Annotated in this window: 18 protein-coding genes; 10 read left to right on the forward strand and 8 right to left on the reverse strand. The window is 40.4% G+C overall.

The features are described from left to right. Positions 1 to 8: 8 nt before the first annotated feature. Entirely contained in the window at positions 9 to 641 is a 633-nt protein-coding gene (locus tag FAM09_RS13935) for a hypothetical protein (RefSeq protein WP_136577728.1), read from the reverse strand. 432 nt (positions 642 to 1,073) lie between these two features. On the opposite strand from FAM09_RS13935, the gene FAM09_RS13940 reads away from it, so the two are divergent. From FAM09_RS13940 to FAM09_RS13985, 10 genes are all read left to right on the forward strand, one after another. Continuing rightward, positions 1,074 to 2,060: a helix-turn-helix domain-containing protein gene (locus tag FAM09_RS13940; RefSeq protein ID WP_136577729.1), complete on the forward strand. Its 987-nt coding sequence runs from the start codon at positions 1,074 to 1,076 to the stop codon at positions 2,058 to 2,060. A gap of 215 nt (positions 2,061 to 2,275) precedes the next feature. Next, positions 2,276 to 2,710: a helix-turn-helix domain-containing protein gene (locus FAM09_RS13945; protein ID WP_136577730.1), complete on the forward strand. Its 435-nt coding sequence runs from the start codon at positions 2,276 to 2,278 to the stop codon at positions 2,708 to 2,710. A gap of 63 nt (positions 2,711 to 2,773) precedes the next feature. Next, complete coding sequence (locus FAM09_RS13950; RefSeq protein ID WP_136577731.1) at positions 2,774 to 3,115, forward strand: DNA-directed RNA polymerase subunit alpha C-terminal domain-containing protein; 342 nt, start codon at positions 2,774 to 2,776, stop codon at positions 3,113 to 3,115. A 212-nt stretch (positions 3,116 to 3,327) separates the two neighbouring features. After that, on the forward strand, positions 3,328 to 3,681 hold the full coding sequence (locus FAM09_RS13955) for a helix-turn-helix domain-containing protein (protein ID WP_136577732.1): 354 nt from the start codon (positions 3,328 to 3,330) through the stop codon (positions 3,679 to 3,681). 328 nt (positions 3,682 to 4,009) lie between these two features. Continuing rightward, the gene (locus tag FAM09_RS13960; RefSeq protein ID WP_166437136.1) at positions 4,010 to 4,525 is read left to right on the forward strand and encodes a MauE/DoxX family redox-associated membrane protein; all 516 of its coding nucleotides are present in this window, start codon (positions 4,010 to 4,012) and stop codon (positions 4,523 to 4,525) included. An 11-nt stretch (positions 4,526 to 4,536) separates the two neighbouring features. Continuing rightward, a complete protein-coding gene (locus FAM09_RS13965; RefSeq protein ID WP_243751671.1) occupies positions 4,537 to 5,403 on the forward strand; it encodes a glycosyltransferase family 2 protein in 867 nt (288 codons plus the stop codon). Between the two features lie 63 nt (positions 5,404 to 5,466). Further along, positions 5,467 to 7,020 (forward strand): hypothetical protein, encoded by a 1,554-nt coding sequence (locus FAM09_RS13970; RefSeq protein ID WP_136577734.1) that lies wholly within the window; start codon positions 5,467 to 5,469, stop codon positions 7,018 to 7,020. 61 nt (positions 7,021 to 7,081) lie between these two features. Next, a complete protein-coding gene (locus FAM09_RS13975) occupies positions 7,082 to 8,584 on the forward strand; it encodes a hypothetical protein (RefSeq protein WP_136577735.1) in 1,503 nt (500 codons plus the stop codon). A gap of 77 nt (positions 8,585 to 8,661) precedes the next feature. Then, the gene (locus tag FAM09_RS13980; protein ID WP_136577736.1) at positions 8,662 to 9,156 is read left to right on the forward strand and encodes a thioredoxin domain-containing protein; all 495 of its coding nucleotides are present in this window, start codon (positions 8,662 to 8,664) and stop codon (positions 9,154 to 9,156) included. A gap of 201 nt (positions 9,157 to 9,357) precedes the next feature. After that, complete coding sequence (locus FAM09_RS13985) at positions 9,358 to 9,660, forward strand: hypothetical protein (RefSeq protein ID WP_136577737.1); 303 nt, start codon at positions 9,358 to 9,360, stop codon at positions 9,658 to 9,660. A gap of 776 nt (positions 9,661 to 10,436) precedes the next feature. Here the strand turns inward: FAM09_RS13985 and FAM09_RS13990 are convergent. From FAM09_RS13990 to cas13b, 7 genes are all read right to left on the reverse strand, one after another. Next, positions 10,437 to 13,112 carry a S9 family peptidase gene (locus tag FAM09_RS13990; protein WP_136577738.1) on the reverse strand — a complete coding sequence of 892 codons (2,676 nt, stop codon included), beginning with the start codon at positions 13,110 to 13,112 and terminating at the stop codon, positions 10,437 to 10,439. 56 nt (positions 13,113 to 13,168) lie between these two features. Further along, on the reverse strand, positions 13,169 to 14,704 hold the full coding sequence (locus FAM09_RS13995) for a DUF255 domain-containing protein (RefSeq protein ID WP_136577739.1): 1,536 nt from the start codon (positions 14,702 to 14,704) through the stop codon (positions 13,169 to 13,171). Between the two features lie 321 nt (positions 14,705 to 15,025). Beyond that, a complete protein-coding gene (locus tag FAM09_RS14000; RefSeq protein ID WP_166437137.1) occupies positions 15,026 to 16,510 on the reverse strand; it encodes a RagB/SusD family nutrient uptake outer membrane protein in 1,485 nt (494 codons plus the stop codon). Positions 16,511 to 16,551: 41 nt separating this feature from the next. After that, the gene (locus tag FAM09_RS14005) at positions 16,552 to 19,983 is read right to left on the reverse strand and encodes a SusC/RagA family TonB-linked outer membrane protein (RefSeq protein ID WP_136577741.1); all 3,432 of its coding nucleotides are present in this window, start codon (positions 19,981 to 19,983) and stop codon (positions 16,552 to 16,554) included. A gap of 253 nt (positions 19,984 to 20,236) precedes the next feature. After that, entirely contained in the window at positions 20,237 to 21,466 is a 1,230-nt protein-coding gene (locus tag FAM09_RS14010; RefSeq protein ID WP_136577742.1) for a FecR domain-containing protein, read from the reverse strand. Positions 21,467 to 21,592: 126 nt separating this feature from the next. Next, positions 21,593 to 22,231, reverse strand: a complete 639-nt coding sequence (locus FAM09_RS14015; RefSeq protein ID WP_166437138.1) for an RNA polymerase sigma factor — start codon at positions 22,229 to 22,231, stop codon at positions 21,593 to 21,595. Between the two features lie 671 nt (positions 22,232 to 22,902). After that, complete coding sequence (gene cas13b, locus FAM09_RS14020; RefSeq protein ID WP_136577744.1) at positions 22,903 to 26,682, reverse strand: type VI-B CRISPR-associated RNA-guided ribonuclease Cas13b; 3,780 nt, start codon at positions 26,680 to 26,682, stop codon at positions 22,903 to 22,905. Positions 26,683 to 26,858 lie beyond the last annotated feature (176 nt).

The following is a 26,858-nucleotide window of genomic DNA, read 5'->3' on the forward strand; positions in this document are numbered from 1 at the left end:
TCCCGCATCTACAGCGTTTTATTCCTATGCCACGATACAAATGGCAACACATGGATCGATTGATGGTTATTGGCTGCACTGATAAATGTGCGGCCCAATTTTTCATACTCCATCCACATACCCCATAACGGCTTGTTCTTTTCATCTAACAAAACACCATTGGGATCGTACAATTCTTCTGGCGGACTAACGGTAAATTCTTTATCGAATGACTGAACAAAGCCTCTCCAGAAAGTTACCGCCAGCAACCAATGGTTATAGTCTTCCCATAACTCTTTAGAGAAGCCTTTCTTTTTTTTATCGGGCAGTTGACCGTTATATGTTATCCAGGGTTTGCGCAGAATGAGGCGGCGCTCGTGTATGATCTTCTTAATTACATCGGCCGCTCCATTTTGACCGGCAAGCAAATGCGTTATTTGCTCCGTTACTTTTTTCAACGATTGCTCCAGTTCGTTTTGCACAACCGGGATCACATTGCCATCCGGTTCGATCTTTACATCCTGCAGATAGTGCAGGAAAAAATCGAGGTAATGCAATTCAATTAAAAAATTCGGATATGCAATCGGAGCGCCCTGCCACCATTTCTTCCATAGATTGTCAGCAATCTCCAATACCCGTGGCTTTGTAAGGGTAAGGTGCATAATTTCAAGTTTAACGTTTAATCAATCAGGCCTACCAGGGGCCAGGATACCGCACTATACTACCCGGGATTCAAATCATTATGAATGGTGATTAACAGTCGTAGTGGATTGTTAAGGATGCTAAAAATAATCAACTTAGGGTATCACACAAAGTTATGCAAGTACAATATGTTTACCAATACCTTTATCCAATAATTACATTTATTTTTTTTTACTTTCTTCCTTCCACCGCAACTTCCGTTCAAAAATGAATCCACTATACATACTGATAAATAAAATATTGAATTTTCGCTTTTTTGGCAAAATGTTTCCCACCCTAAAATTTGGTTGTACATTCTATTGCCGAGTAACTTTGTAAGTGAAACAGGGTTATCATTTTATATTTAATTTTTCTAACCGGCACCTGTAAGGTAAGGACGAAACTTAAAGGTTATGAAAGTCAATTTTGCGGCGTCGAACAATGCAATCACCTTTTCCGATCATCTGCCGGAATTCCTGCAATCATTTATCATTCCCGAAGCCACCCGGCAGGCGGCTACCGGCACTTACGGGTACCTCTTTTTTCAGCATATAGATACGCCTACCTTCTCGGTAAAGTACCATTGCTATTTATTGAATGAAGACAATAGCGTGGAGATGGCATCGGAGCAGGACATGCTTGAATTGTATTTCAACCTCGATGCGCCGCTCGATTATCACGTAGATGGCCTGGGCAATTTACTTTTCCCCAAAAACGCTTACAATATATTATATGTGCCCGCGCTAAAGGGCACGCTATATTTTCAAAAAGACCAAAGCCATAAATCCTTCTCCATTCGAATAAACACCGATTACCTGCATACCTTTGCGCAATACTTTCCCGCCCTGGCCAACCTGCTGAAAAAGATCAGGGCCAAAGAACCGGGCATATTATACGAGACCAACCCGGTAGCGCCGCGCGAGGTGATCTCAAACATCAAAGACATATTGGCCTGTAACTACAGCGACAAACTCTTCAAAATATTCCTGGATGCCAAGCTGATAACAATATTGTTCTTAAGTCTTGAACATAAAACGGCGCCTAAACGAACTCCTGCCAAACTTCGTACAAGCGATATAGCGCTCATAGAGGCCGTACGACAGTTGCTGTTGGAAAATCTCCACAAAACGTATACCCTGGCCGAACTGGCCACTACAGCAGGCATCAGTGCAACCAAGCTTTCAAAAGGTTTTATCATGATCGTGGGAAAAACCTGGTTCAGCTACCAGTTGCATGCCCGGATGGAAAAAGCCAAAGAATTGCTGGTAACCACAGAAGATGACGCAGATGCTATTGGCATTGAAGTGGGTTACCAGGCATCGCACAGCTTTTCCAAAGCCTTCAAAAAACATTATGGGCTCTCCCCTACCCAATACCGGAACAAATACTTCAGAAAGTAAGTTCTCAGTTTTTAGTTTTTAGTTCTCAGTTATTGAGTTATTGAGTTATTAAGTTTTTGCTTAAGGCTTATAGCTTTAGGCTTACGGCTTACAACTAGCGGCAGTTAACTATATTGGACAAATAAAATACTATTTAGGACAAATCGTTTTGTGCCAAACAAATTAATTTACAGTTGAAACCGGCCGGCAAGCAGATGGCCTGAAATTGTAACGTTATGGCACCATCGACTTATCCAGACAACAATGGCAAGGAGCCAACAAAAACGAATGGCATTCTGCCTGTAAACAATTACGATCGGCAATCAATTGTGCACGTCTATAATCTCATTACCAAAGATCCTACCCGCAAATTTACCACAGAAGCGTTGGCCTTAGCCGTTGGTATCAACCGCAATAAACTGCATTACGGCTTTAAGCAGGTATATGGCACTACTATACATGCCTTGCAGATAGCGTTGCGCATGAAGAAGGCGCAGACGTTACTGGCTACTACCCAGCAGCCGTTAAAAACTATAGCCACAACCGTAGGCTACAGCAACAGCAGTGATTTTGGTTATGCGTTTAAAAAAAGGTTCGGGCTTACGCCTACGGCCTACCGGAAACAGGCAAGCACTACCTATATGGAAAGTAACGACCACGAGGCAGCGTAATTTTGTGAGGATTTCGATACCCTTTGTGAAAATTTCCATATTCCTAACTTGTAAATTGCATATATGGCATACACCAGTAACCAACTACTATTCGCACAAAAGATCATCAAAGGGCTCGATGTAAGACAGTGCAAGGCCCTTGCACGATGGCTATCGCATCATATTACTACGCTTGAAATTGACGATGCGTTATTTAAAATAAACATTCAGCAATTAAAGCTATCCACAAGAGCATATAATGTTTTGATGGATAATAACATCTATACCATCGGGCAATTGCTTAAAACCTCCACTAACTGGGATAATATAAGAAAGCTAAGAGGAGCCGGAGAAAAAGTGTTACAGGAGTTGAGCGATACTATTAACAGGGTGCGTGAAGGTCAATACAGGCGGATAGCTGACTAAGCAGCGTTTCGGCCCTTCGGCTTCGCTCAGGGCAAGCCTGCTCAACGCTTACTGCCCGGCCCTTCGACAACGCTCAGGGCCTGCTAATTGGTGAGCTTTTCGATATATTTTGTGAGAATTTCCATATTACACCCTTGTAACTTGCATTATCAATCCGGGACTATGCGTACCCCTACTGCTAAAAACCTGATTTAGTAAGTAAAAAATGCGCCATGCTTCAGAAAATTAAACCTTATTCGAAGTATGTGCTGGATGCTATCAAATGCATTAAGCAGCACATAGATGCCAATCCATTTCACTACAAGACAGCCGCCGAATTATTAGAACATGTAAGTGCGCCCAATCGCAACTCCGTTGAAAAAGCCTTTAAAGACGTGTATGGAGCTGGTATAAAAGAATACCAGGTAAGGCAGCGTTTGGAAGCTTCCAAGGAGTTCCTGTCAGCAGGCATGACCAAGAAGTTAGCAGCCAGTAAATGCCTGTACAGTTCGCAAAGCACGTTTTCGGCGGCATTCAAGAAAGAGTTCAAGATGACGCCCACGGAGTGGCAAATGATCTATGCCTGATATAACGGTGATGCACTTACCATTTTTCGACAACAATTATGCAATTTTCGATAACAATGGTGCAAAAATCTATAATGAACGCATGTAACTTTGAGATAGAAAGAAATAAACTTCTTGAAAAGGTTTCCGCCGGTGCGCGCCGGTTATTTAACCGGGGCTAATACGGCAAATTCAAAAAAATCAAAATGGAATAAAATATATTCCTGTCAACATTAGACACCTCTATACCTGTAGATCATATATCAAATATAAACGCCCCCGCTCCTCTCCGCCAGTTGGCGGGAGGCCGGGTGGGGTTGAACCATTAAACATTATCAACCATTTAACAATGGAAGGTCCAGCTATTCAAAAACGGAATGCATTTATGCGGCTTATCACATTCACCGCGCTTTCAAAATCCACCATAGTAGAAATAATCTCCGTATTGTTTATTATACTGTTCCTGTACACGGGAATCAGTAAACTGATGGAGTATGCAGTCTTTAAAGAACAGATTGCCGAGTCGCCAATATTAAAACCTGTCGCCTCCTTTATTGCCTGGGCGCTGCCCCTTACAGAATTCATTGTATCACTATTATTAATTATACCCCGCTGGCGATTGAAGGGATTATACGCTTCATTGTTCTTAATGATTGCTTTCACGATATACATTGGCGCCATCATGCTATTCAATAAAGAATTACCGTGCAGTTGCGGCGGGATCATCTCCGAACTATCCTGGAACGGGCACCTGATCTTCAATAGCATCTTTATTCTTCTTGCGCTTATTGGCGTTCTTTTAGAAAAGAAAATACGGCGATCAATAAAAGCAGATATGGACAAACTCAATGGAGGGAACCAATAAAAAGATATTGTATGGAAAATACATTCAATGAAAAGATCTATCCAGTTCAGGCGCCAACGCCTGTAATCAATGAGCATGAAGGGGAAGATATGCACCCGGCAACTGGCAACCGGCCACCGGCAACCAGTATCACCCGGCTGAGTATCATTATACCGGCCTTTAATGAAGAAAAAACGATCGCGCTGATCCTGGACCGCATCAATGAGGTAAAGCTGTTGAGAAATATAGAGAAGGAAGTGATCATTGTAAATGATTGTTCTAAAGACAATACCGAGTTAGCGATCCAAAATTACATCTCTAATAAAACAGACCTGACGATCAATTATTTCAAATACATCAAACACGAGGTAAACCAGGGAAAGGGTGCGGCCATCCATACAGGAATAGCCCAGGCAACCGGCGAATACCTGTTGGTACAGGATGCCGATCTAGAATATGATCCGAGCGAGTACAATACGTTGTTAAAACCAATCATGCTCGCTTCGGCAGATGTGGTGTACGGCTCAAGATTTATGGGCGGCAATCCACACCGCATCCTGTTCTTCTGGCATTCGATCGGGAATCGTGTTCTTACGTTCTTATCGAACATGTTCACCAACCTGAATCTAACGGATATGGAAACGGGTTATAAGATGTTTAGAACCGACATCATACAACGAATTTCCCTTGATGAAAAGCGATTTGGTTTTGAACCGGAAGTGACAGCGAAGATTGCGATGGTGCCGGGAATACGGATCTATGAAGTAGGCATCAGTTACTATGGAAGAACATTTGCTGAAGGGAAGAAAATTGGGTGGAAGGATGGATTTAGGGCGATATGGTGTATTGTGAAGTTTGGGTTGTTTAATAATAAAATATTTAACTCAAAGTCCTCGTAGACAAAAAAACAGGCGACAACAAATTAACCTTCCTATTACTAAGTGATTAATATCGAAACAACTATGGACTCAACAGTTATACAAGCCGGCACTACTTCATTCAAGGATTTTCTTTTTAAAGATAAAAGGAATAAAACTATACTGATATTGGCAGCTATTGCTATTGTGATACAGTTTGGGATTTTTAAATATTTCTACCCTTATGCTAGTTACATACATGGGGATTCTTTCGCTTACCTTGAAACAGCATTCCGTAATTTAGACGTCAATACCTACATGGTAGGATATTCTCGATTTCTACGGTTGTTTAGTGTACTTACAAGTTCTGATTTTGCACTAACTGCCTTTCAATATCTATCTATACAATTTGGAGCTTTATTCCTGTTATTTACCATTTTTTATTTTTACAAGCCCAGTAAAGTACTTCAATATGTATTGCTATGCTTCATGGTATTTAATCCGTTGTTCTTACATCTGGGTAATCTGGTAAGCAGCGACTGTTTATTTGCATCATTCAGTCTTACATGGTTTGCATTATTGTTGTGGATCATTCATCAACCAACAAATAAAATCGTAGTCTTGCATGCCGCAGTTTTATTTCTTGCTTTTACATTCCGATACAATGCCCTGATCTATCCAGTTATAGCAGCAATCGCTTTTCGCCTTTCCTCACTGCCCTGGCGCAAAAAACTGATGGGCATAGGTGCTGGTTTATTTTTGTGCGGTTTATTCGTGGGATATACCAGCTATAAATTCAAAAAAATAACCGGTGACTGGCAATATTCACCCTTCAGCGGTTGGCAACTGACTAATAATGCAATGTATACATACAGATATGTAAATAAAGCCGACCGAAAGCCAGTACCTAAAAAATTCCAGGCATTTGATAACATGGTGCGGCAGTATTTCGACAGTACTCGTGATACTAAAAAATTCCCTGTTGAAAGTATGAAAGCAAGCACAGTATATATGTGGAGTCCCGGATTTCCGATGATGAAATATCGTGACAGCTTGTTTAAAAAAGATTCTACTGCTTTTGAATTAAAAAAATGGGCTTCGATGGGTCCGTTTTATAAGGCTTACGGCTTGTATATAATTCGTCAATATCCGCTGGAATTCCTGCAGCACTTTATATGGCCAAACGGTAATAAATACTACGCTCCTCCTGTAGAATTCTTAGATAGTTATAATTCTGGTAAGGATGAGGTAAATCAAATGGCCAAAGCATGGTTTGGCTATAAAAGCCTAAAAGTTCGTACGCGAATGAAGGACAACACGGTGTGGGTACTCAATTTCTATCCCATTTTATCAGGAATTATTAACGCAGTCATGTTATTTATGTTATTATTCTACTGGACTTTGAAAGGATGGCGAACAAACCCCATTGCAAAAAAAGGCATACTAATTGGCAGTACAGTATGGTTATTGAACGCCGGCTTTACTATTGGAGCTTCCTCGGCTGCACTGCGCTTTCAATCTTTCCCGATCCTTCTTACTACCATATTTGTCGCCTTATTAGTGGATTGGTTGTGGAAGGTGGCTATGACTACAGAAGTTCCAAAGTTGCATCCCGGAGTTGAAGAAGTGAACCCTGACTTGGCAATGAATGTGAATTAACCACAATAGAACTTATTTATTAAAAAAATATTATCAAAACCAAAGACATTGTTAATTATCAATGCTTTTTCAATCAACCATACCAACAATTCCATTTAAACATTGGCTATATAAAGACAGAGAGAACCAAAGATTTTTTTGGTTTGCCCTAGTGACAATAGCTGCATCGTTTATTTGGTTAAAAATTATCTACCCTTTTCCCAACTTTATGCCGCCGGACTCTTACAACTATTTGGAGTCTGCATATAACAACGAGCTTATAGGTATCTGGCCGATCGGTTATTCAAAATTCTTACAATTGGTTGGACTTTTTAGTCATTCACATGTAGTATTAGTTATAGTTCAATTTATTATTCTACAAGCCAGTTTATTATACTTATTATTTACCATTAGATATATTTTATCCCCTGGCAAATGGCTGTTTAGAATAATATTCACAGGAAGCATTCTCAACCCCTTGCTACCACATATAGCCAATTTTGTTTCCAGTGATTGTTTGTTTACGGCGCTGAGTATTATCTGGTGTACGCAATTATTGTGGATCATTTATCGCCCAAGCCGAGACTTATTACTTACACATGCGGTTGTTTTATTATTTGCTTTCATGGTGCGCTATAATGCGCTTTATTATCCGTTTATAAGTACATCCATTATTATTTTTAACCGGATGAGCAAGACTCATAAAATGATAGGTATTGTGTCAATCGCTATGTTATTACTAGCTTTTATTGGTCGAACACAATTCGAATACAACAAAAAAACCGGTGTTGTACAATATACAGCCTTCGGCGGTTGGCAAATAGCAGCCAATGCACTATATGGTTATGCATTCTCAAACCCCGATCCCGTAGAGGATGTACCTGGCAAGTTCAGGCCTTTACACAGCTTGGTGAATCGACATATGGACTCGCTCGCAAAGGTAAAACTGCGTCCCGACCGTGAAATAGGAATTTATTATCTCTGGGATTTTAAATCCCCATTACGAATTTATATGGAACAGTCAGTGACGGATGACACCGTCAGTTTTTTTCTTAAAAAATGGGCATCGAAGGCTCCATTGTATGCCAGCTATGGTAAGTATCTTGTACTGCGCCATCCACAAGAATTTACGATATACTACTTATGGCCTAATCTGAAACGGTATTATTCACCACCAAGTTATTTTATGGGTATATACAATATGGGATTTACGACCGTTGACCCAATCGCAGTAAGATGGTTTCAATTGAAAAGCAACAGGCTATATACACGTAACGTGACCATGCAAATTTCCATAGCAGATATCTTTTCAGTAATCATTCCTATAATCAACCTAGTTTTTGTGACAGGATTTCTATCGTTTGTTGGTTTAGCTGGTTTCAAAAAATGCACTAAGACTACAAAACGAATTATTTGGTGTGTAATTGCTATCTGGGTTATCAATACGATATTCAGCGTTTTATCCGCACCAATTGAATTACGGTATCAGTTATTTCCATTAATCATCAGCTTAATTTGGGCTAAACTATTCGTGGCGAATATAATCCGGATTATTTGGACAACCGAAAAAAAACATTCAAAATAATCAACAACTTACACCTGCAATTATAGAGGTTGCGTGGCCAGAATAATAATATTTATTTGTACAAAACATTATAAAACATGAAAATCTCAATTTTAATTTTTGGTTTATTTTGTCTTTGCGCTTGTTTTGGCAAAAGACCTACTTTGGATACTGGACATGAAGGAAAACCAATTCCATCTCTGAAGTTGCTGATGCTTGATAGTACTACAATGATAGATACTAAAACCTGGAGAAGCGGTAAACCTATTGTATTGATTGACATCAGTCCATACTGCCCATTTTGCCGGGCTATGACGCAAAAAATAATTGATGAAAACAAGTATTTAAGCGATATACAATTTATCATGCTTTCATCCTTTCCACTAAACGACCTTAAAAATTATAACACTGAGTACAAGTTAGAAGGTTATTCAAACATAACCGTAGCTCGAGATTACGACGCAAGCTTTGCTCATTACTTTGGTTCTCCAGGTGTACCATGTTTAGCAATTTACAGTAAGGACAGATTGCTGAAGCAGGTTTTAATTGGGAAAGTAAATGCAAGTCTCATAAAAGACATTGCCTTAGAATAACTTTTTGCATGCAAACTGCCCGGCCGGCAGTGTACGTTCCAATTTGTTAGTGCTGGAAGTTGCAACACGGTATATAACAAATATAACAAACGTACATCTCATTTAAAATGCAAACGCTGGACAAGCCGAAAACCAGTAAAAAAAGTAGGCGACTAATCAATAACTAAAGTTTAGCTTTTTAAATCAAAAAGCGTTTTTATTATGAAAAGAGCAAAAATTATGCTGATTGCTATAGCTGTAGTGGCTACTGTAGGTGGAGTTTTAGCTTTTAAGGCGCAAAGGTTTGCAGAAAAGAATGTATTCTGTAGAACACAACTAGCAAATGGAAACTTCACTTGCACCAGCACAAGTTTCAAAACAACAGACCCTGCAATATTTCCTTATGTTACAACCCCTTGCTCAACATGGCATGGAGCTATAGGTGAATTGACTTCTAGTTATTATACCTCAACCACCTGTCCACCATCTTTCAGAGCTAGTGTAACAGACACTAATATTGATTAACTTGAACAGGAAATTGTCATTCTAAAGATTCTACGCCAATCTTCCGGTTGGCGTAGTTCTTTTCAGGCCCTATAAAACACCTTCTCTTGGCTGGTACATAATGCAGTTTTACTGATGGGGGTTCAGCGAATTCTATATTGCCAAGCCATTCAGAGAGTTTAACAGTCCAGTTGCCTGTTTTATGGGTGGAAGGGATAGTTATCCCTTTTATTTTTAAAAAAGCCTTGATCGTATTTTTAACAGAGACGATTTCCTTTACTTTATAATCCTGCTGTGGGTTTTCTCATCATCCGGTCAGCCTTCAGCGATCCGTCCGGAACATATATAGCGTTTAAATACCCTTTCTACGGCCCTGCTAATTTACGACGATCCACACGATCTGTTTTACGCTTATACACTTATTGTAGATTCGTGCCCATGTTGACCTACCGTCCTGTTTATGTTGACCCACTATTCTTGCATGTTGACCCATGGTATTGCTGCGCTTCTTGGTAACTAAGAACAAGAGTTCCTGATTTTTTGATGTCTTTTTGTTCCTTAAAAAATTTAAGGAGCATGGCACAAATACCGATAGTAATAGTAATGGAACAGTTAATAAGATCCTACAACTTCAAAAAGATGGCATTGGTAGCCGGGCGATCTCCCGGCGCATTGGTTATTGGTTAATCGCAACAGCGTTCGTAATATCTTTCCGTGCATATTTCGGACCATCCTACACTCATCCGTGTCAGATCTTTTTCTCATCTTGTTGTATATTCTTCACTTTACATTCGCCTTCATTTATCCAAGTTTACAGATGTTGAATTTATGGGTTCATATTCAAATCCTGTTGCTATCCCTTTTAAAGTAGCTGGCATACCATTTATCATCCACTTGGGAGCAGGTTTTCCCTTTAAATAATGATCAAAAAACTGCATCAGTCGGATAGTGTAATCATTAGCTTCCTTTCCCCCTAATTGATGCCCACCATCATCATATTGCAGCATCCAAACCTTTTTTCCTAATCTGCGTAATGCAGTATACCATTCGATTCCCTGCTCAAATGGCACAGCGCCATCATTTTTACAATGCATTATCAGTATTGGCGTATTTACCTTATCTGCATAAAAAATTGGAGAATTACTTACATATAAATCAGGTTTTTGCCATAAGGTAGCGCCAATGCGATATTGGCCATATTCATATTTAAAGGCAGTACTATTACCATCCTTTACGATTGAACCATACCCGCTTACAAAATCTACCACTCCGGCAGCCTCCGCAGCTGCTGCAAAGAGATTAGTTTTGGTAACCAGCACATTTACTCCATATGCTCCAAAACTATGTCCTTGCATTCCCATTCTTGCGCTATCTACAAATGGCAAGTTACTTAAATACTGAGCCGCAGATACCACCGCATTATATACGCTCACAGCTGGTTCAGTCAAAGTATAATGAATATCAGGTACAAATATTAAATACCCATTGCTCACAAAATGTGGAATATTAATGTGGTGTCCCGTTGCTTCGGGTATTAAGTATTGATGTAACTCATCGGATTTCTCTTCATAAAAATGAAAGATTACCGGGTATTTCCTGCTTGGATCGAAATTTTCAGGCTTGTATAAAATACCCTGCATTTTTTTTCCATCAAGTGTTTTCCATTCGTGTAATTCAGTAGTAAGCCAATTGTAATTACTTTGTGGTTGCAGGCTGCTTAATCTTAAAAAAGATTTGAAATCTTTGGTAATAAATAAATTAGGTGACTCAGATTCACTCCTTCTTTGTATTATCCAGGTTTTGGCTGCTTTAGCTTTTATAGGAGATTGTCCTCCTACACTTTGCCAACAGTATAAATAAGGACCCATCGTTAAAAGCTCTGGATTTGCAGGTTTAGCCAAATTTAATGAGTAAAATCCATTGGTTTTATCTGATGGTCGAAAAGCAACTAATATAACCTGTTGTTCTGTTATTAATCCAAATGGGTATATAATTCGAAACATAATACCGTTCGCTCGACCATATCCATTCGTTAAGCAAATCGGAGAATTCGTTCCGGTAGGATCCAGTAGCCATAGATCGTATTCATCATTAATAATAACTCCTTTTCCCGGTAACCAGGATCTAGGCAGTAGGCTATAAGGCTTCGGCAATCCTGCCCTCGCATGCGGTACGTCACTTATGGGGAAAGGAATGTTTTGAGCGATATTGACAGTTTTGCCGACGCCAACGGAATAGCTAAAATACGCTTGCTTTTGAGGATCATAATACAATACATATTTTCCATCTGGTGAAAACCCATTTAAATCACTAAATACCATACTATCTTTTATCAATCGTCTAGTCCCATCCCTGGTATTTACCAGATAAAGTGGAACACGGCAGGAAGAGCGCCAATTATTTTCTTCAAAATAGCAAGGATTTGTAGTTAGCAGGGAATAGTCATTAGTTTCTCCTCTGTTCTCATACAATTGTTCATTTCGACCTTGTATTATAATTGCCTCGTTCTTCTCTAAGTTGATCACTCCCTTATACGTCACCGGGGAATTTATCTCATCTAATTGTTTAGCTTGTAACTTATCATCGGTATAACTCCAAATATCCACCATAACCCCAGATCGCTGCCGCGATTTATCTACGGCCTTCGCCTCAAAAAAAATCCGACTTCCATCAGGACTAAATTTTGCATCTGAGATTATACACCCTGCCGGTAAACTAGGAGTTCGTGAGTTCAGTTTTTCGGCAGCCTGTTCCATTCCAACTTTGTAATACCATAGACATTTGCTTGGCTGCGCATTTGTGTCTTGCTTCAGCGTTAGAAAAACAACCTGCTTGCCTTCTGAGTCAATGGTGAAATTTCCTACCTGTCCTTGTACTTCTTTATTGAATATAATCCATGATTCCCATTTTTCTGTATTTATCCATTCAATAACTTTTCTTTGACTCAATTGATCCGTTCGTTCTATTACTAACGATTTGCCATTTTTACTAAACCCAAAATCAATAACATCAGGAAAAACCTTATCCGTTCCGTTTGTTAAATCACGCAACAGTAAGTGATTACCTCCATTACCTCTCCTCTTCATTGCAATCCATTGCCGTCTTCCTAAACCTACAACTTCGTATTTTTGTACATGTGAGTAATATTTTGTTCTTTCCGTGCCTAGTTCCAATAAGCAAAGACTGTCTGTATTAAAATTACATAACAGCCATCGGCTATCTTCTGTAAAACGCGGGTATAAAGCTCCTACAATTTCCTTCTTCCATTTACCATCAGATGCGTGTATTACCAATGTATAGCCATCGCTCGGGATTTTGTCAACTATGTAGACCACATACTTTCCATTGGCACTTATCGCAGGACTATTTAAAGTAGGCCATCGATCAAATACAGTACTGTCTATGATTTTTTTCTGTGCAGTAATAGATAGGGGAAACGCTATACAAAAAAATAGGAATAAAAATAATTTCATGTTTTAAGCGAATAAAATATTAACGAGTAACTAAACTATAAGTTACACAATTTTCACTAATTCACGACATCAAAACCAACTGGCCAAATAGGAAGCCCTTTTTTCATCTTCGAAAGATTATTTGCAATTTCATTGTTATTAGGGTCTATTTTTGCTGCTTTCTGTTCCAACTTAAGACTTTCTTTAATGTGTCCTGCTTTATATAACAATATTGCATATGTGTCTAAGCCTGAAGCATCCGTTCTCATTTCTTTTGGATTTTTACTATAATATCTTTTCATCCATGCGGCGGCTTTTCTAAGCTCCGTCTTACTTATACTATATCGAAAAACTTCCATGCAATAATTATTCAATACCAGGCCATGTAATTCCCATCCTGCAGTACGCTCCATTTCTGAAACCAAATATTTTGTATATTCCTTTTTATTACCTATAAGATTATACCAAATGATTTTAGGAGTGAATTGCAGCCAACTAGCATATTTAGTTCCATATTTAAAGGCAACTGTAGCGTTTAGCTTTTTCCAATCAGGGTCAGTTAACTTTATCCCCGCTGTATTATCTTTAATCGTTTTTACAGCTGGGTAATAGGTTGGTACTAAAAATTCTTCTTTTATAATTACATGGCTTAACGCATCAACAGTCCAGTTCTTTTTGCCCATTATTTTATCAACCCGCTCAGCATTTTTAAATAACAGCACGAAACTTTTGTCAGTTGAATTACGCACGAATGCTTTTAAGCAATCTAAAGTGTCCCTATTAAATACTTGGTTATCTTTCATGTCGTTTAACCAATAATCGCTTGCTTTTCGAGACAATGAATCATTTTTGAGTACATTTAAAAGAAATCGAATAGCTCGCGGATTGGCTAACTGCGGAAGAGATAATTGTTTAATTTTAGGCATACATACCTGTTGAGCCCACCTTTTATCCTTTTCAGCAAAACCGAGTATAAATGGCAAGTTATCCTGATTTATGAGATCCTGCGCACTAAGGGATTTAAGATAAACAGTAGCAATTTCCTTACTAACGCTATCTTCCCCGGCATACTTAGCACTAACTGCTAATTCTTTCAAATTCAGATTCTCATATTGCCCATTATTGAATCTTTTTATTAATGATGCATATCCCTTTTGTTCCAAAGCATCGTTAGCCATGGCTAACATTTTTTCTCCATTCATTCCGCCGCTTGCTCTATGTACTAATTCCCCCATAGGCGTCACAAATAAAAAAGTTGGATATGCTGTCACTTTGTATGTTGTAAGTATTTTCTCCGCATCTTGGTACCAATTTCTTGTATTACGATCATCTTTCTCAGTTCGATCAAATTGTACTTTGATTGAAATAAATTTCCCATTATATAGATCGCCTATCACTTTTAAAGGATAAATTTCCCGATCCATCATTTTGCATGGACCACACCACGTGGCATAACAATCTAAAAAGATATATTTATTATCCCTTTTTGCTTTTTCCTTTACTTGCTCCCATGAAAGACCGGTTGCCCATTTGATGCCTTTTTCATCCTGCGCCTGTAATAACAAAGGCAAACATACCACTACTAAGCACAAATGCATTTTAATGTTGTTCATATTTTTGGCTTGTTTTTTTGTTTAATCAAGGTGACACTTTTTTATGATTGTCTGTCGTTGATTCCTTCATAGATGATGTATCTCGGACATCATCTATGATCGCCTGGGAAGGTGACACTTTGAATTAAATGCTCCTGTTCACCTTTGCTTATCGATTGTTTTTCACAAATCGTTCCCAACCTGTCATCCTGAACTTTTCTAAGCATCGCCTTGAATGATTTTCTAGCATCTTGTGCTGTGGAAAATTTGCTATTAATTCATAGCGTTCATTAATTCGTTTTATCAGAGTTCAAGACAAATGGCGACCATTCATCACCTACCTTAATATCCTGGATTGTTTGGAGCCAGGTTGGGATTTAGATTAATGTCGCCCTGCAACAAAGGATACAATTGCCAGTTAGTATTCCAGGTAAATCCAGGTCTTTTAACAGGGAGAACGGTGCCCATTACAGCGTCTATTTTTCCTGTTCTTTTCAAATCAAACCAACGATGGCCCCATTCAGTAAATAATTCAACTTGGCGTTCATGAAGAATTGCGTCAAGCAGAGCCGATTTACTAATAGCTGGATTTGTAACAGCAACTAAAGGGAGCGTTGCTCTTTGCCGTATTTTATCTAAGTCATCTATAGCGCCTGTCAAATTATTTTGCTGGGCCCTGGCTTCTGCCCGAATCAAGTATTGCTCAGCTATCCTTAATACCATCAGATATTCAGAATTGTTAGGATTACTCTGAGCTTTATATTTTTTGGGGAAATAGAATGTGTCAGATCCACTGCTATAACCCCCAACCCATTCACCCCGACGTTTATCACCCGATTCAAATGCACCCAATAAAAAGCTACTTAAATATGTTGGGCGTAAAAAATTTGGTAACCCAGATAAAATAAAATGATAACCTTCTGTATTCCTGTCATTATTAACATATTGAATTTGCCAAATAGCTTCAGGATTGTTTTTGTTGAATGCTTTGGCTAAAGTGTTAAGACTATACAAACTATTGTTATTGATGACTAACGTCGCCTGAGTTTCTGCATTCGCCCAATCACCAGTATATAAGTACGCTCTTGCTAAAATTGCTGCTGCCGCCCACTTAGTGGGACGAATTCTTTCCTCACTTCCATCCTTATAAAATGTCAGGGCATCACTTTTCACATACTTGTCGCTTAGTAAATCCTGTGCTTGTTTCAGATCTTCAATTACGTGTTGTAACACCTGATTTTTAGCCGTTCTTGAAGCAACTGCATTTTTTCGCCAATCGCTTGTCAGCGATAGTGGCACCTCTCCATAAAAATTAACCAAGTAAAAGTGAAAAAAACCACGCAAAAAATATGCTTCTCCCAACAACTGATTTTTTACCGCATTGGTAAGAGCTTTTGATGCATTAAGACCTTCCAATGCAGAGTTCACTGTCAACAATTTTTGATAATAATCCTCCCAATAACTGGGTGAAAGTTGAATCTGTGCAGATAAATTATTTTGGTATAATTGCTGATTATTGCCAAAAAAAGTTCCGCTGGCAAGTGTTAGCTCATCAGCAGACAAACCACTTCTTAATGAAATTCCGTTTGCACCTGTGTAAACACTACCACTTCCTATTAAACCATATATACCAGTCAAAACAGAAGCTGCGGTAGCATCATTTGTAAACACGTTCTGCCCTGTTAATGAAGTAATCGGCGCATGCACATCAACGAATTTCTTGCAAGAGGCAATTGACAGGGCAGCCACCATGAGTAAGATTGTTAATCCTTCAATTCTTCGATTGTGCATTAAGCGATATTTAGAGAAACTATATATTGACTTCATTTTTATCATATTTAGTTTTTAAATTGTCTTTGCTACCATCATTAGAAGGTTAATTGACATCCAACGGTCCATATCCGTAATGGAGGTAATGAAATGAGACTTCTCGTTTCAGGATCGCTACCTTTATATTTTGTAATCACAAAAAGGTTTTGTGCTTGTGTATACAACCGTGCATTTTGCAGGTGCACTCTTTGTTTGATTCTTGTAGGCAATTGCCATGAAAGGGATACGTTTTTAAGCCGGATATACGATGCATCCATCCAAGCTCCGTCACTCTGTGTATATGCTTCAAATTGCTTATAAATACTATAATCCTGGTTATACTTCTGCACTGAAGCATTATCTCCTGGTTTCTGCCAACGATCTAAAACTGAAACAGGTTGATTTTGGCGACTTGGCAGAGAAAAACTACCTGGAATATTACCTCGTTGGTTCGTTTCGCCCAACCGTTTTTCAAATGAAAATAGAAAATCTACTTGAAACTGCTTCCATGAAAAGCCATTCTGAAAACCACCGAAGTATGTCACATCTGTGTTCAATGCATATTCCGTATAGCGCCCAAACGAACCTGGCTCATAGGCTGTATCTGGTTGAAAAGTAAATCCACCTTTCCCATCATAAAACTGGTATCGTCCTGTGACTGGATCAACACCGGCAAAACTGTATACAAATCTTGTTGACGTTGAGTGGCCCACTAGCCTATCATCAATATTGGGGGTATTGGGACCAACTGAAACCAATTTATTACGGGGTACACTTAAATTTATCGAGCTTGTCCATTTAAAGTTTTTTGATTGAAAATTCGTCGAACTCAGGGTAACTTCCCATCCAGTATTTTCTATAGTTGCGTCAAGATTAGCGGGTATCCCGCCAGTAGTTCCAGTATTGGATGGTAAACTATAAGTGGTTAGCTGGTTAAACGATCTGTTGCGATAATGGGATACACTTAAAAATATACGATCCTTCCAGAAACCTAATTCAATGGCTCCCTCAAGCTTCTTAGTTTCCTCCCAAGCTAAATCCGGATTGAATAGACCATTTAATTGGAGAGAAAGGCTATTCTGATAGGCCACATCGAAATTTAAGTAGTTATACAAGTTTAAGTATCGGTAATTTCCCACTTGATCACTACCCGTAGTGCCGTAACTTGCCCTGATCTTTCCAAAACTAAGAATTGGCAAATTCTTTCCTATAAAGTTTTCATTTGAAAAAACCCAGCCTATTCCAGCCGCTCCGAAATTTGCAAACCGCTTATTTGGACCGAAGCGGCTGGTCCCGTCACGCCGTGCGGTGAAATTTATTAAATACTTGTCATTATAGTTATAATTTATCCGGGCAAAAACAGCATTGTATTTATAGGTGGCGTTAAATGAGTTATCTACTGTAATTGATGTTGCAGCTTTAGGGTCTTCCATTACTAAGTCACTATTAAATCCTTTGGCCGTTACTGATTCAGCTTTGCTGTCATTTTGCTGAAATGTTGTTCCCACCAATGCACTTAATCTGCCTTGTGAAACCCGGGTTTGAAAGGTGATCTGTGGCTCAAGGATCCAATTATCGTTTTGGGCATGGGCAAATTCCGACCAAAGATTAGCTCTGACAAGTGGTCTATAAATTGGAGCATATGCAGTTGAAGGAAATATTTTACTTTCTATAGATTGCATATTGTTATATCCACCGCTTAGCTTAATACTCAATCCGGAAATAACTTCATAGCTGAATACAGCGTTAGTAACTAGGTTGTTTACCCTCCGTCTATATCTTGTGTTTAATTTTGCTAGTGGGTTTTCCCAAGTCGGGAAACCCGTAGTTGGATGATCCGCCCAATTTAAGCTACCATCTTCTTTATATAAGTCAGGGGCATTGGGTGCAAAATTAGTATACATCGAAAGATCATAATTTGGCAGTTCATTTTTATCCAATTGATAACTACCGGACAATTGTACGTTTAGTTTTTTGTTGTTGGAGGAACTGTTTATACTAAAACTTAAAGAACCTTTCGGATCACCAAAGCTTTTCGGGAAGACCGTAGTTTGCTTATTGTAATTATACCCTATCCTATATTGCACATTACTATTTCCACCATACAATGACAATTGGATGTTAGAATATTGGGCAGTGCCGCCAATCAATTGTTTATTCCAATCAGTATACCGTGTAGTATCCCATAGGGTTAAATCATAGTTATTGGCATTAGGCTTTAAAGTTGCTGGATCAATGCCATCATTCATGTATGCTTCATAACGCATATCTAGATATTGCCTACTATTTAGCCAAGGAATAAACTTGGTCACTTTTCCCCATCCGTATTGAACATTAGCATCCACCCTAGTTGGTCCAACTTTACCTTTCTTTGTTGTAATCAACACTACGCCGTTTGCTCCACGGGTGCCATAGATGGCAGTAGCATCAGCATCCTTCAAAACTTCAATAGATTCTATATCACCAGGATTGAGGTAGCTCAATGGGCTTCCTGAGACTCTGCCTTGTTGAGGACCGTATGCACCAGAAAACCCAGTAATAGGATTTTCTAAACCCTGTAACATTTGACTTGGATACGGTACACCATCAACAATATATAGTGGGTCGTTACCATTTTCAAAACTGTTCCGTCCTCTGATTCGCACGGTAACGCCTGTTCCCGGTAAACCCGTAGACTGTATTATTTGCATGCCAGGAACTCTACCTTGCAGAGCAAGTAATGGGTTCGTTACTGGCTGCTTTTCAATATCCGTAGACTTAACAGTAGTTACATTCCCCGTATTAAACCGTTTCGACGTCGTCCCATACGCAATCACCTGCATCTCATCCAAATTCCCCACAGCAACACGCAACTGCAGCGTAACAAAACTTTTATTCTTCACTAATATCTCCTGCCGATCATAACCCACAGAAGTTATAAGTAATATGGCGTTCTCATTTACATCTTTCAAAATGAATTCCCCTCTTAAATTCGTTGTGGTGCCCTTGGAGGTGCCTTTTACCATCACGTTTACCCCCTGGGCAGGTGCGCCATTCTCGTCGGTGATCACACCGCGTACCTCGGGCAAAACAGGTGTCGTTGGTTCAGGGGTAAGCGTTGGTGAGATGGGCTTAGCCTGTATCACAATCGTCTTCTCCCTGATCTCATACCCAAACGGCTGCTCCCTGAAGGCCAACTGCAATACGTCATCTACCAAAGCATCTTTTACCTGTATCGTTACTTTTTTGGCATTGTCTAACTGCTGGCTGATGTACAGAAAATGATACCCCGTTTGCTTTTGTATTTCCTTGAAGATCTTAGTGAGTGGCGCGTCCTTTTCCGACAGGGTAATCTTCTGCCCATAGCCCGTAGCATATACGTTTAAACAACCAGCCAATAATATGAAGGCGCAGAGCTTCATAATCCGCCATATTTGTGCTCTCCCGAGCAGGTTTAGTTTTGGTTCAGTTCCGTTTAAAACGGAAACTTTGCCATGCTGAAAATTGTGCATAGCTTTGCTTTGGTTTAGTTAATAATGCAGATGCCAATTTGTACGAATTAACTAAGTCGTGCGGCAGTGGTGAGAACACTGCCGTTTTTAGTTAATTGCTAAGGAGGGTTATGGTTAATGGCGGTTATATTTGATAAGGCAGCTAGACTAGATGAGATGTTTCTGGATAAATTCCTACAGGAGATTGGATGTATGTTGCTGACGTCCTTCGACTTCGCTCAGGATGCTCATCCCTTCGACTACGCTCAGGACCTTAGCGACGGCTCATGACCGTTATCTTCTTTCCTTCTATTGTAAAGCGTAACCAACCGGTAGCAGCCAGCATGTCCAACACTTTGGAGGCATTGCTGAACCTCGAGATCTGTCCGGTTACATTGATCGGTTGCTTCTTTATATCATACCCATAGCTCACTTTTACATTGTACCAACGCTCTAATTGTCGCATCACGGTTTGTATGTCTGCATCGTTAAACACAAACTTCCCGTTCTTCCAGGCCATTACTTCTTCCAGATCCGGCGAGTGGTAAGTAGCTAGTGGTCCCGATTGCGATCGGGAGGACGCCAATGCGGCCTGTTCTCCTGGTTTCAAAGTAACTTCCTTGCCCTGGCTAACGTCGCGCACTTTCACTTTCCCTTCCAGCAACGTTGCCTTTATCGACGATTCTTCACAATACGAATTGATATTAAAATGTGTTCCTAACACCCTTACTTCCATCGCCCCTGCCTGCACTAAAAAGGGCTTACCCGCATCGGGCGTCACTTCAAAATACGCCTCCCCACTGATCTCTACCCTCCTATCCTTCTCTGTAAATGCAACGGGATACCTGATCGACGATGCCGCATTCAACCATACCTTACTTCCATCTGCCAACGTTAACATATACGTTTCGCCGTTAGCTGTGGACAGTGTATTATATACCACAGCGTTGCCGGCACCGGCGTTACTTTTTCCTGCCGTATAAATTAATTGTCCGTCTTTATTAACGATGGCGGTATTGGCCTGTTCCGAGAGTTGCCCGTTCGCAGCGTTATCCAATACGATAGTTGAACCATCTGCTAACGTAAGCTTTGCTTTAAATCCCCCGGGCGATACGTCATTGACCGGCCTGGTTTCTGTTTGCGCCACTGCCGGCTGTTCCTTTTTATTTTGCAATAACCAGTACCACGCGGCTATCAACCCGGCTACCAGCAGTATCGTTGCGGCAATACTTACCCGGTATAAACTAAATATGTTCCGGGGCTTTGGGTTCAGGTATCTATCTATTCGTTGCCATACCAGCTCTTCACCAGTTCCCGCCTCCTTCCAGGCTCGTAGGTTCCGGATCAACGTTTCAGAACTGATCAGCGCTGAAAACTTTTCCCTGTTAACATCCGATGCATGTATCCATTCCTGTAATACCTGGTTTTCCGGCCCGGTCAACTCCTCCCGCAGATACCTGGCAATCAAATGTCCTATGTACTCTATATTATGAATTTGAGGCATGACTATAATAATGTACCATATCCCATCAGGGATAATATTTAGCTAACGGTGCGTTAACAATTTATTAATACTAATACGTGTAACCCCTTAAAACGTGCAAAGAGTAGAGCAACTTTTTTTTGCATTTTATGCAAAAGTGTCGGCCGCATTCAGGTATTGACCACATTCCAACAGGCTTAAGGTGAGTATCACGGCTAACGCCATCTGGTTGTCGCTCAGGCGAACCCGCAATAATTCAAGGGCATGTCGTTTCTGGCTGCGGACCGTTTCGGGAGTAATGGACAATTGGTGGGCAATAACATCGGGTTTCAACCCTTCATAATACAACATCTTGAAGATCTGCCGGCATTTATCGGGTAACCCTTCTACCGCTTCGTAAATTTCTTTGATCATAACGGTCTCAATGATCGCATGCTCTACCGTTACATCTTCTATTTCATTGGCAAATTCGCCGGTACTGGTGTCTGAAAAATCTTTCTTTATCGTCTTTCGTCGCTTTACTTTTCGAATGTGATCGATGCAACTGTTTTTAGCGCTGGCATATAAGAATGCCTTGATATTGACCTGCGTTGTAAATCGCTCGTGTATTTTAAACAGCTTCAGAAAGATCTCCGTTGTAATGTCTTCCGACTCCTCTTTGCTTCCCAACATTTTAAACGTGAAATACCTGATCTCCTGGTAATATAATTTATATACGGCAATAAATCCTTCCTCTTTTCCCTGGGTAAAAGCCAGTAAATCGTCCGGTTCAAGCTGTTCTTTCATGAATAATAGGGCTACATTATAAAATGTTTCGTTGGTTGGGGCAAGCATTTATCTGCATGTATAGGATGAGAGAGATAATGGTAGGCAATGCAAAATATACAAAAATTACACAATATCTCCATGACTATCTAAAGATTGACCTAGGACAATATCGTATTAGTAAACAGCGCTGTATCGACCGTATTTTTACCATAAAAGGCTATCCTTTGATGGAAACCCTGGCTTGGAGCTGGCGCAACTGGTTATGAATGGGTGGGAAACTGATAGCGAAGTGGTAGTGATATGGCCTGGGTATTGCACCGGTATTCTCTGGGAACCCTACAATACCACTATTACTGCATTGAGCATCTTTAGAGAATGCTTAGAGCGTTCCCATAGAATACCCAGGAACCTAACACCCATTCAAGTAGTATCCGGGGCGTGTCTCGTCCATGGCATGATACAAAAAAAGAGCCGCCCGCTTCCGCGAACGGCCCACCCTGTTTGTTGTAACCTCCCTGCTAAACGCGGGCTTCTACAACTCCATTCAATTACATGACCTATTTCTTTCTGTTGACATCACCCTGTAAAACACGGGCTTCTGCAACTCATTTCATTCCATTTCAATTACCGTTCGTGTTGTGATCACCTTGCTAAGTGCAGGCTTCTACAACTTCATTTGTATTAATTCATCAACCTTGTTGTTGTAACCACCCTGCTAATGGCGGGCTTACACAACCTGTTATTTTAGCAATCATGATCGAATACTGTTCTTCTGCAAAGGCGGCAATCTTTTCAATTAAACCATACCCTTTTGTACTTCCGGTTGCTGATGGAACGTATGCTGCATTTTGCTGCGCCCATACCTCCGGCGCAATTTTAAAGGCCGCCTCTGCTATCAACGGATATTGATTGTGTAAAAAGCCATTCCGGATAGCATTTAATTTAGCCTGCACCTCCTGACAACCTGAGATATATTGGGCAAAATAAAACGCCAGGTACCGCTTATGCTCCTGCCTGCCATTATTATAAAAAAGATCAACAGCCTGATCCTCGTGTTTACTGTACAGGGCTTTCTCCAGCTCAGCTACTTTTTCCAACACCACCAATCGTTGCCGCTCATAGGCGTGTAATTCATTCTCCAGCACATTCCTTTCTAATGAAATTTTCCCTTCATTATCCGGCATAAAATAGAAACAAAGGTTGTTAAGCCGCCTGTCTTTCAGCAGCTTCCTGAAATTGCCATTGTTCTTTATTTTTAAATGTCTGTCGAAAATTTCCACCTCGCCCAAAAGTATTTTTTTGCCTTCCTGCTTTTTAAACCCGCCTCTTTCATTAACAGCGTAATAAGGAAGCGTAATCGAAATGCCATTGACTGGTTTACAATTCAGCATACTTTTATAATTGCCCGGCGTATTGGGCGCCGTTATATTTCTTAGCAGGAAGGTGTCACCGTTCTGCACAGTGGTTTCATTGGCATGTAATAACTGCAATTTATTATCCGCGTTCGCCAGCATTTTCTTAATACATAAAAACAACAGCTTATCCTGCACTTCTACCAACCGCAGGTACTGTTCATTCTCTAAAAAGCACCGGTACGATCGTATTCTTTTTTCTACATTATTGATATGGTCATCTATAATTGCCCGGGCTTTTGCAACTACCTTTCTGCAATCATCATGATTACTGAACCGGGCCCGGTGTAAATCGATCATTCCGGGGTATTTCTTTTGATAGCGGTCTACCAGGTAATTGTTCATCTCCCGTATCTGCCGATAAATTCTGAGTGCTGCAACAATCTCTTCTTTATCTATTCGCGCAGTTGCTTTCAATTGCGCCAATTGTGTTTCATCTGCTTTTATTATTTCTTTCAGGGCCGGAACCCTTTTTGTTCTTTCAGCAATAGTATAATGATCATTATACCCATTCTTTGCAAACGGTGTTTTGAACAACTCATACTGCCTGGGCCACGAATAAAAATCCTGCGCGGCATCTTTGTGCTCGTGCTGAAAATAATAATTGATCAAATGCACACTATTGATCCTGCCCGCATGCAATTTTATATACTCCTGCATAACGGGTGAACCATGCTCTTTAAAATAATCCAGACTTGCCTGTAAGAACAGGCCCCGTGGCAGATTAAAAGCACAATGCCCTGTTTCGGGATGTTCGTTAAGGTATTCTTCTACTAAATGCGGGATATCGTGCGCCGCATTTTTTAGCCGCAGAAAATGATAGCAGGCATACCGCCTTTCTTTTTTACAATGGTTCAAATATTTGACCTTCTCTATAAAATAAGCCTTGTAAAACTCAATAATACCCGTTTGCCCGCTTACATCAATCCTGTGCAGGAAGGGATGCGGGTTTATGCCGCCAATCAGCTTACATGCCCTGAAAATATCGCGCAGCTTATCTTTATGAGCGCCATAAAATGCCAGATGGCTTTGTAACACCCGGAAGGCCGTGGTATTTGCTTTGGAAGAAGGAAGAGGCTGACCTTCGGAATTTTTAACCGGGGGTTGCATCTGCATCATATCTGCCGACAAAGTATCGGCCAGCTTTCCCACTTTTACTTTTCTGAACGCTTTCTTGCCGGGCTTAACTGCTGACTTTTCCCGCAATTCCATTCTTTCAATTTTTTCAACAGCGTCGGTTATCATATCCGTTAATCGCTGAACGGCTATTTCCTTCGTATGTTGTTCGCCTTTTTGTTCAATGCCCAATAAATAATGCAGGAGCTTTTCTGGCAACCAGGCTGCTTTAAGGTGCCGGCTTTTGAGTAATTCCTCCAACGCTTTATAGCGATCGTTGTACGCCCTGTTCTTTCCTTCTACAATGTCAGCTGTACCCGGCTTTGGCAACAAGCTATTACTTACCGGTTGCACCATACCGGCTTTGATCTCGCTGAAGAAGGCCCGCACCTTCCGCATATGTTGTAGAATAATTTCCTGTCCGCTTTTTTTATCCTGCACCAATTCATAAAAAAGCAAGGCCGGCAATTCATGCGTGCTGATGTAAGCATCCGGTCTTTTTTCTTTGCTCTTTATGTATTTATAAGGGTAAGATCTTTGTCCGCCGGTAGATTCGGTTTGCAATTCGGGCCAGCAGGCGTTCTTCTCTCCTATACTTATGGCCACCAGGTTATTCTCTACCTGATAATGCGGAAAGATTTCCGGAATATATTGCGGCGGCATTTCCTGGTTATGCTGCTCAGGGGTACAATACTTTTCTGCATACTGCGGCGGCCTGTTCTTTACATCGAAATCTTCCAGTTTGCCATACCCGATCAGGTGTTTGGTCAAATGCCGGGTTTCCCGATTGCCGGCAATAACTTTGGGATAAATGGAGTAATGGAAATTGCCGAGGTCCACGGCAAAGCGCAGGTTGGGAAATGCATTCGTAAGGTCGAGATACCGTTGTGCAAAGAAGGTAAACCGGTTATGCTTTCTTACCATTTTTGTTTCCGGTTCCGGTTCTTCCATATCGTCCATTTCCTGCTCATCTTCGGTGGCAGCCCGGCTGGTTATAAATAATTGCTGTTTATCGGGATGCAGCGTATCGTATAATTCTTTGGGCGCTTTCGACAATTCGTTGCACATATCGAGGAACACGGCCTGCATACTGTTATCGCTTTCCCATCTTTCTAAAGGAAGTTGTAAATTATTAATGCAGTAAGCATTTAATGAGGCCTTTTGAGCCGGCGTATCGCCCGCTTTAAACCCGCTTATTTTTTTAAGGAACAGGTATACATCGCCGGGTTTTAAAAAAAGGCAGCAAAAAAAAGCCAACCCAAATTCTGAAAAATGGGTCTTACTGTCTTTTTTATTGAACCGGTACCTGAACGCGGGGTTTGGAATAACTTTTAATTTTTTACCGTTCCTGCCTTTGTTGTTGGGGTCTTTATTGGGAATAAACCGCCGGAGATGATCAATATCGCTTTCTTCCAGCCCAAACCGTCTTTTTACCATGCGCACATTTACGTCAAATGCGTCATTTAGAAGATAAAAGAAATCTTCCGGGACTGATAATTCACCCGTTGTTGCGTAATGCGAATAATGATTACGGGCTGCGTTCAACACCTCTATCAATTGATGCAGGATAGCTGCATACCCTTCAGGCGAAGCACTCAGGTTATTCCCGTGCATTTCATTTATCTTCTCCGCTTCATCCTCCAGCTCTTCATTCTTAAAAAATTTGTAGTGCATCGCAAACAAAAAAGGCATCTTCTTTTCATAATATTCCAACGCTTTCTGCACATCGTCTGGTCTTGCGTTGGCATCACACAGTATTCGCACTGCTTTGGTGGCTTTCAAACTGGCATCGTCTGTAATATCCTTACTGCCTAATTTGATACTGAGATCATTCAATACAATGGAGAGGTTATGCCGGGCCTGGTTTAACCAGGCGCCAAAATACCAGGGAGTGGTTTCAAGGGTAAAATATTTTCTTTCCTGATGGCGGGGTTGCTCCATAAACTAAACGGTTTAGGTTAACAAGATGGAATTCTTATGCAGCAGGGTCCGGCTTCAACTATCCGGAATAGTTAATTCACCAGCGACCTATGATCGTTGAAGCAAACTAAAAACTAATGGTTGGGGGAAAACGGTTATTGTTTGATAGGAAAACGGCTATTAATACGGGGTTAATT

The organism is Niastella caeni, from assembly GCF_004834005.1.
In the GTDB taxonomy this organism is placed as follows: Bacteria; Bacteroidota; Bacteroidia; order Chitinophagales; family Chitinophagaceae; genus Niastella; species Niastella caeni.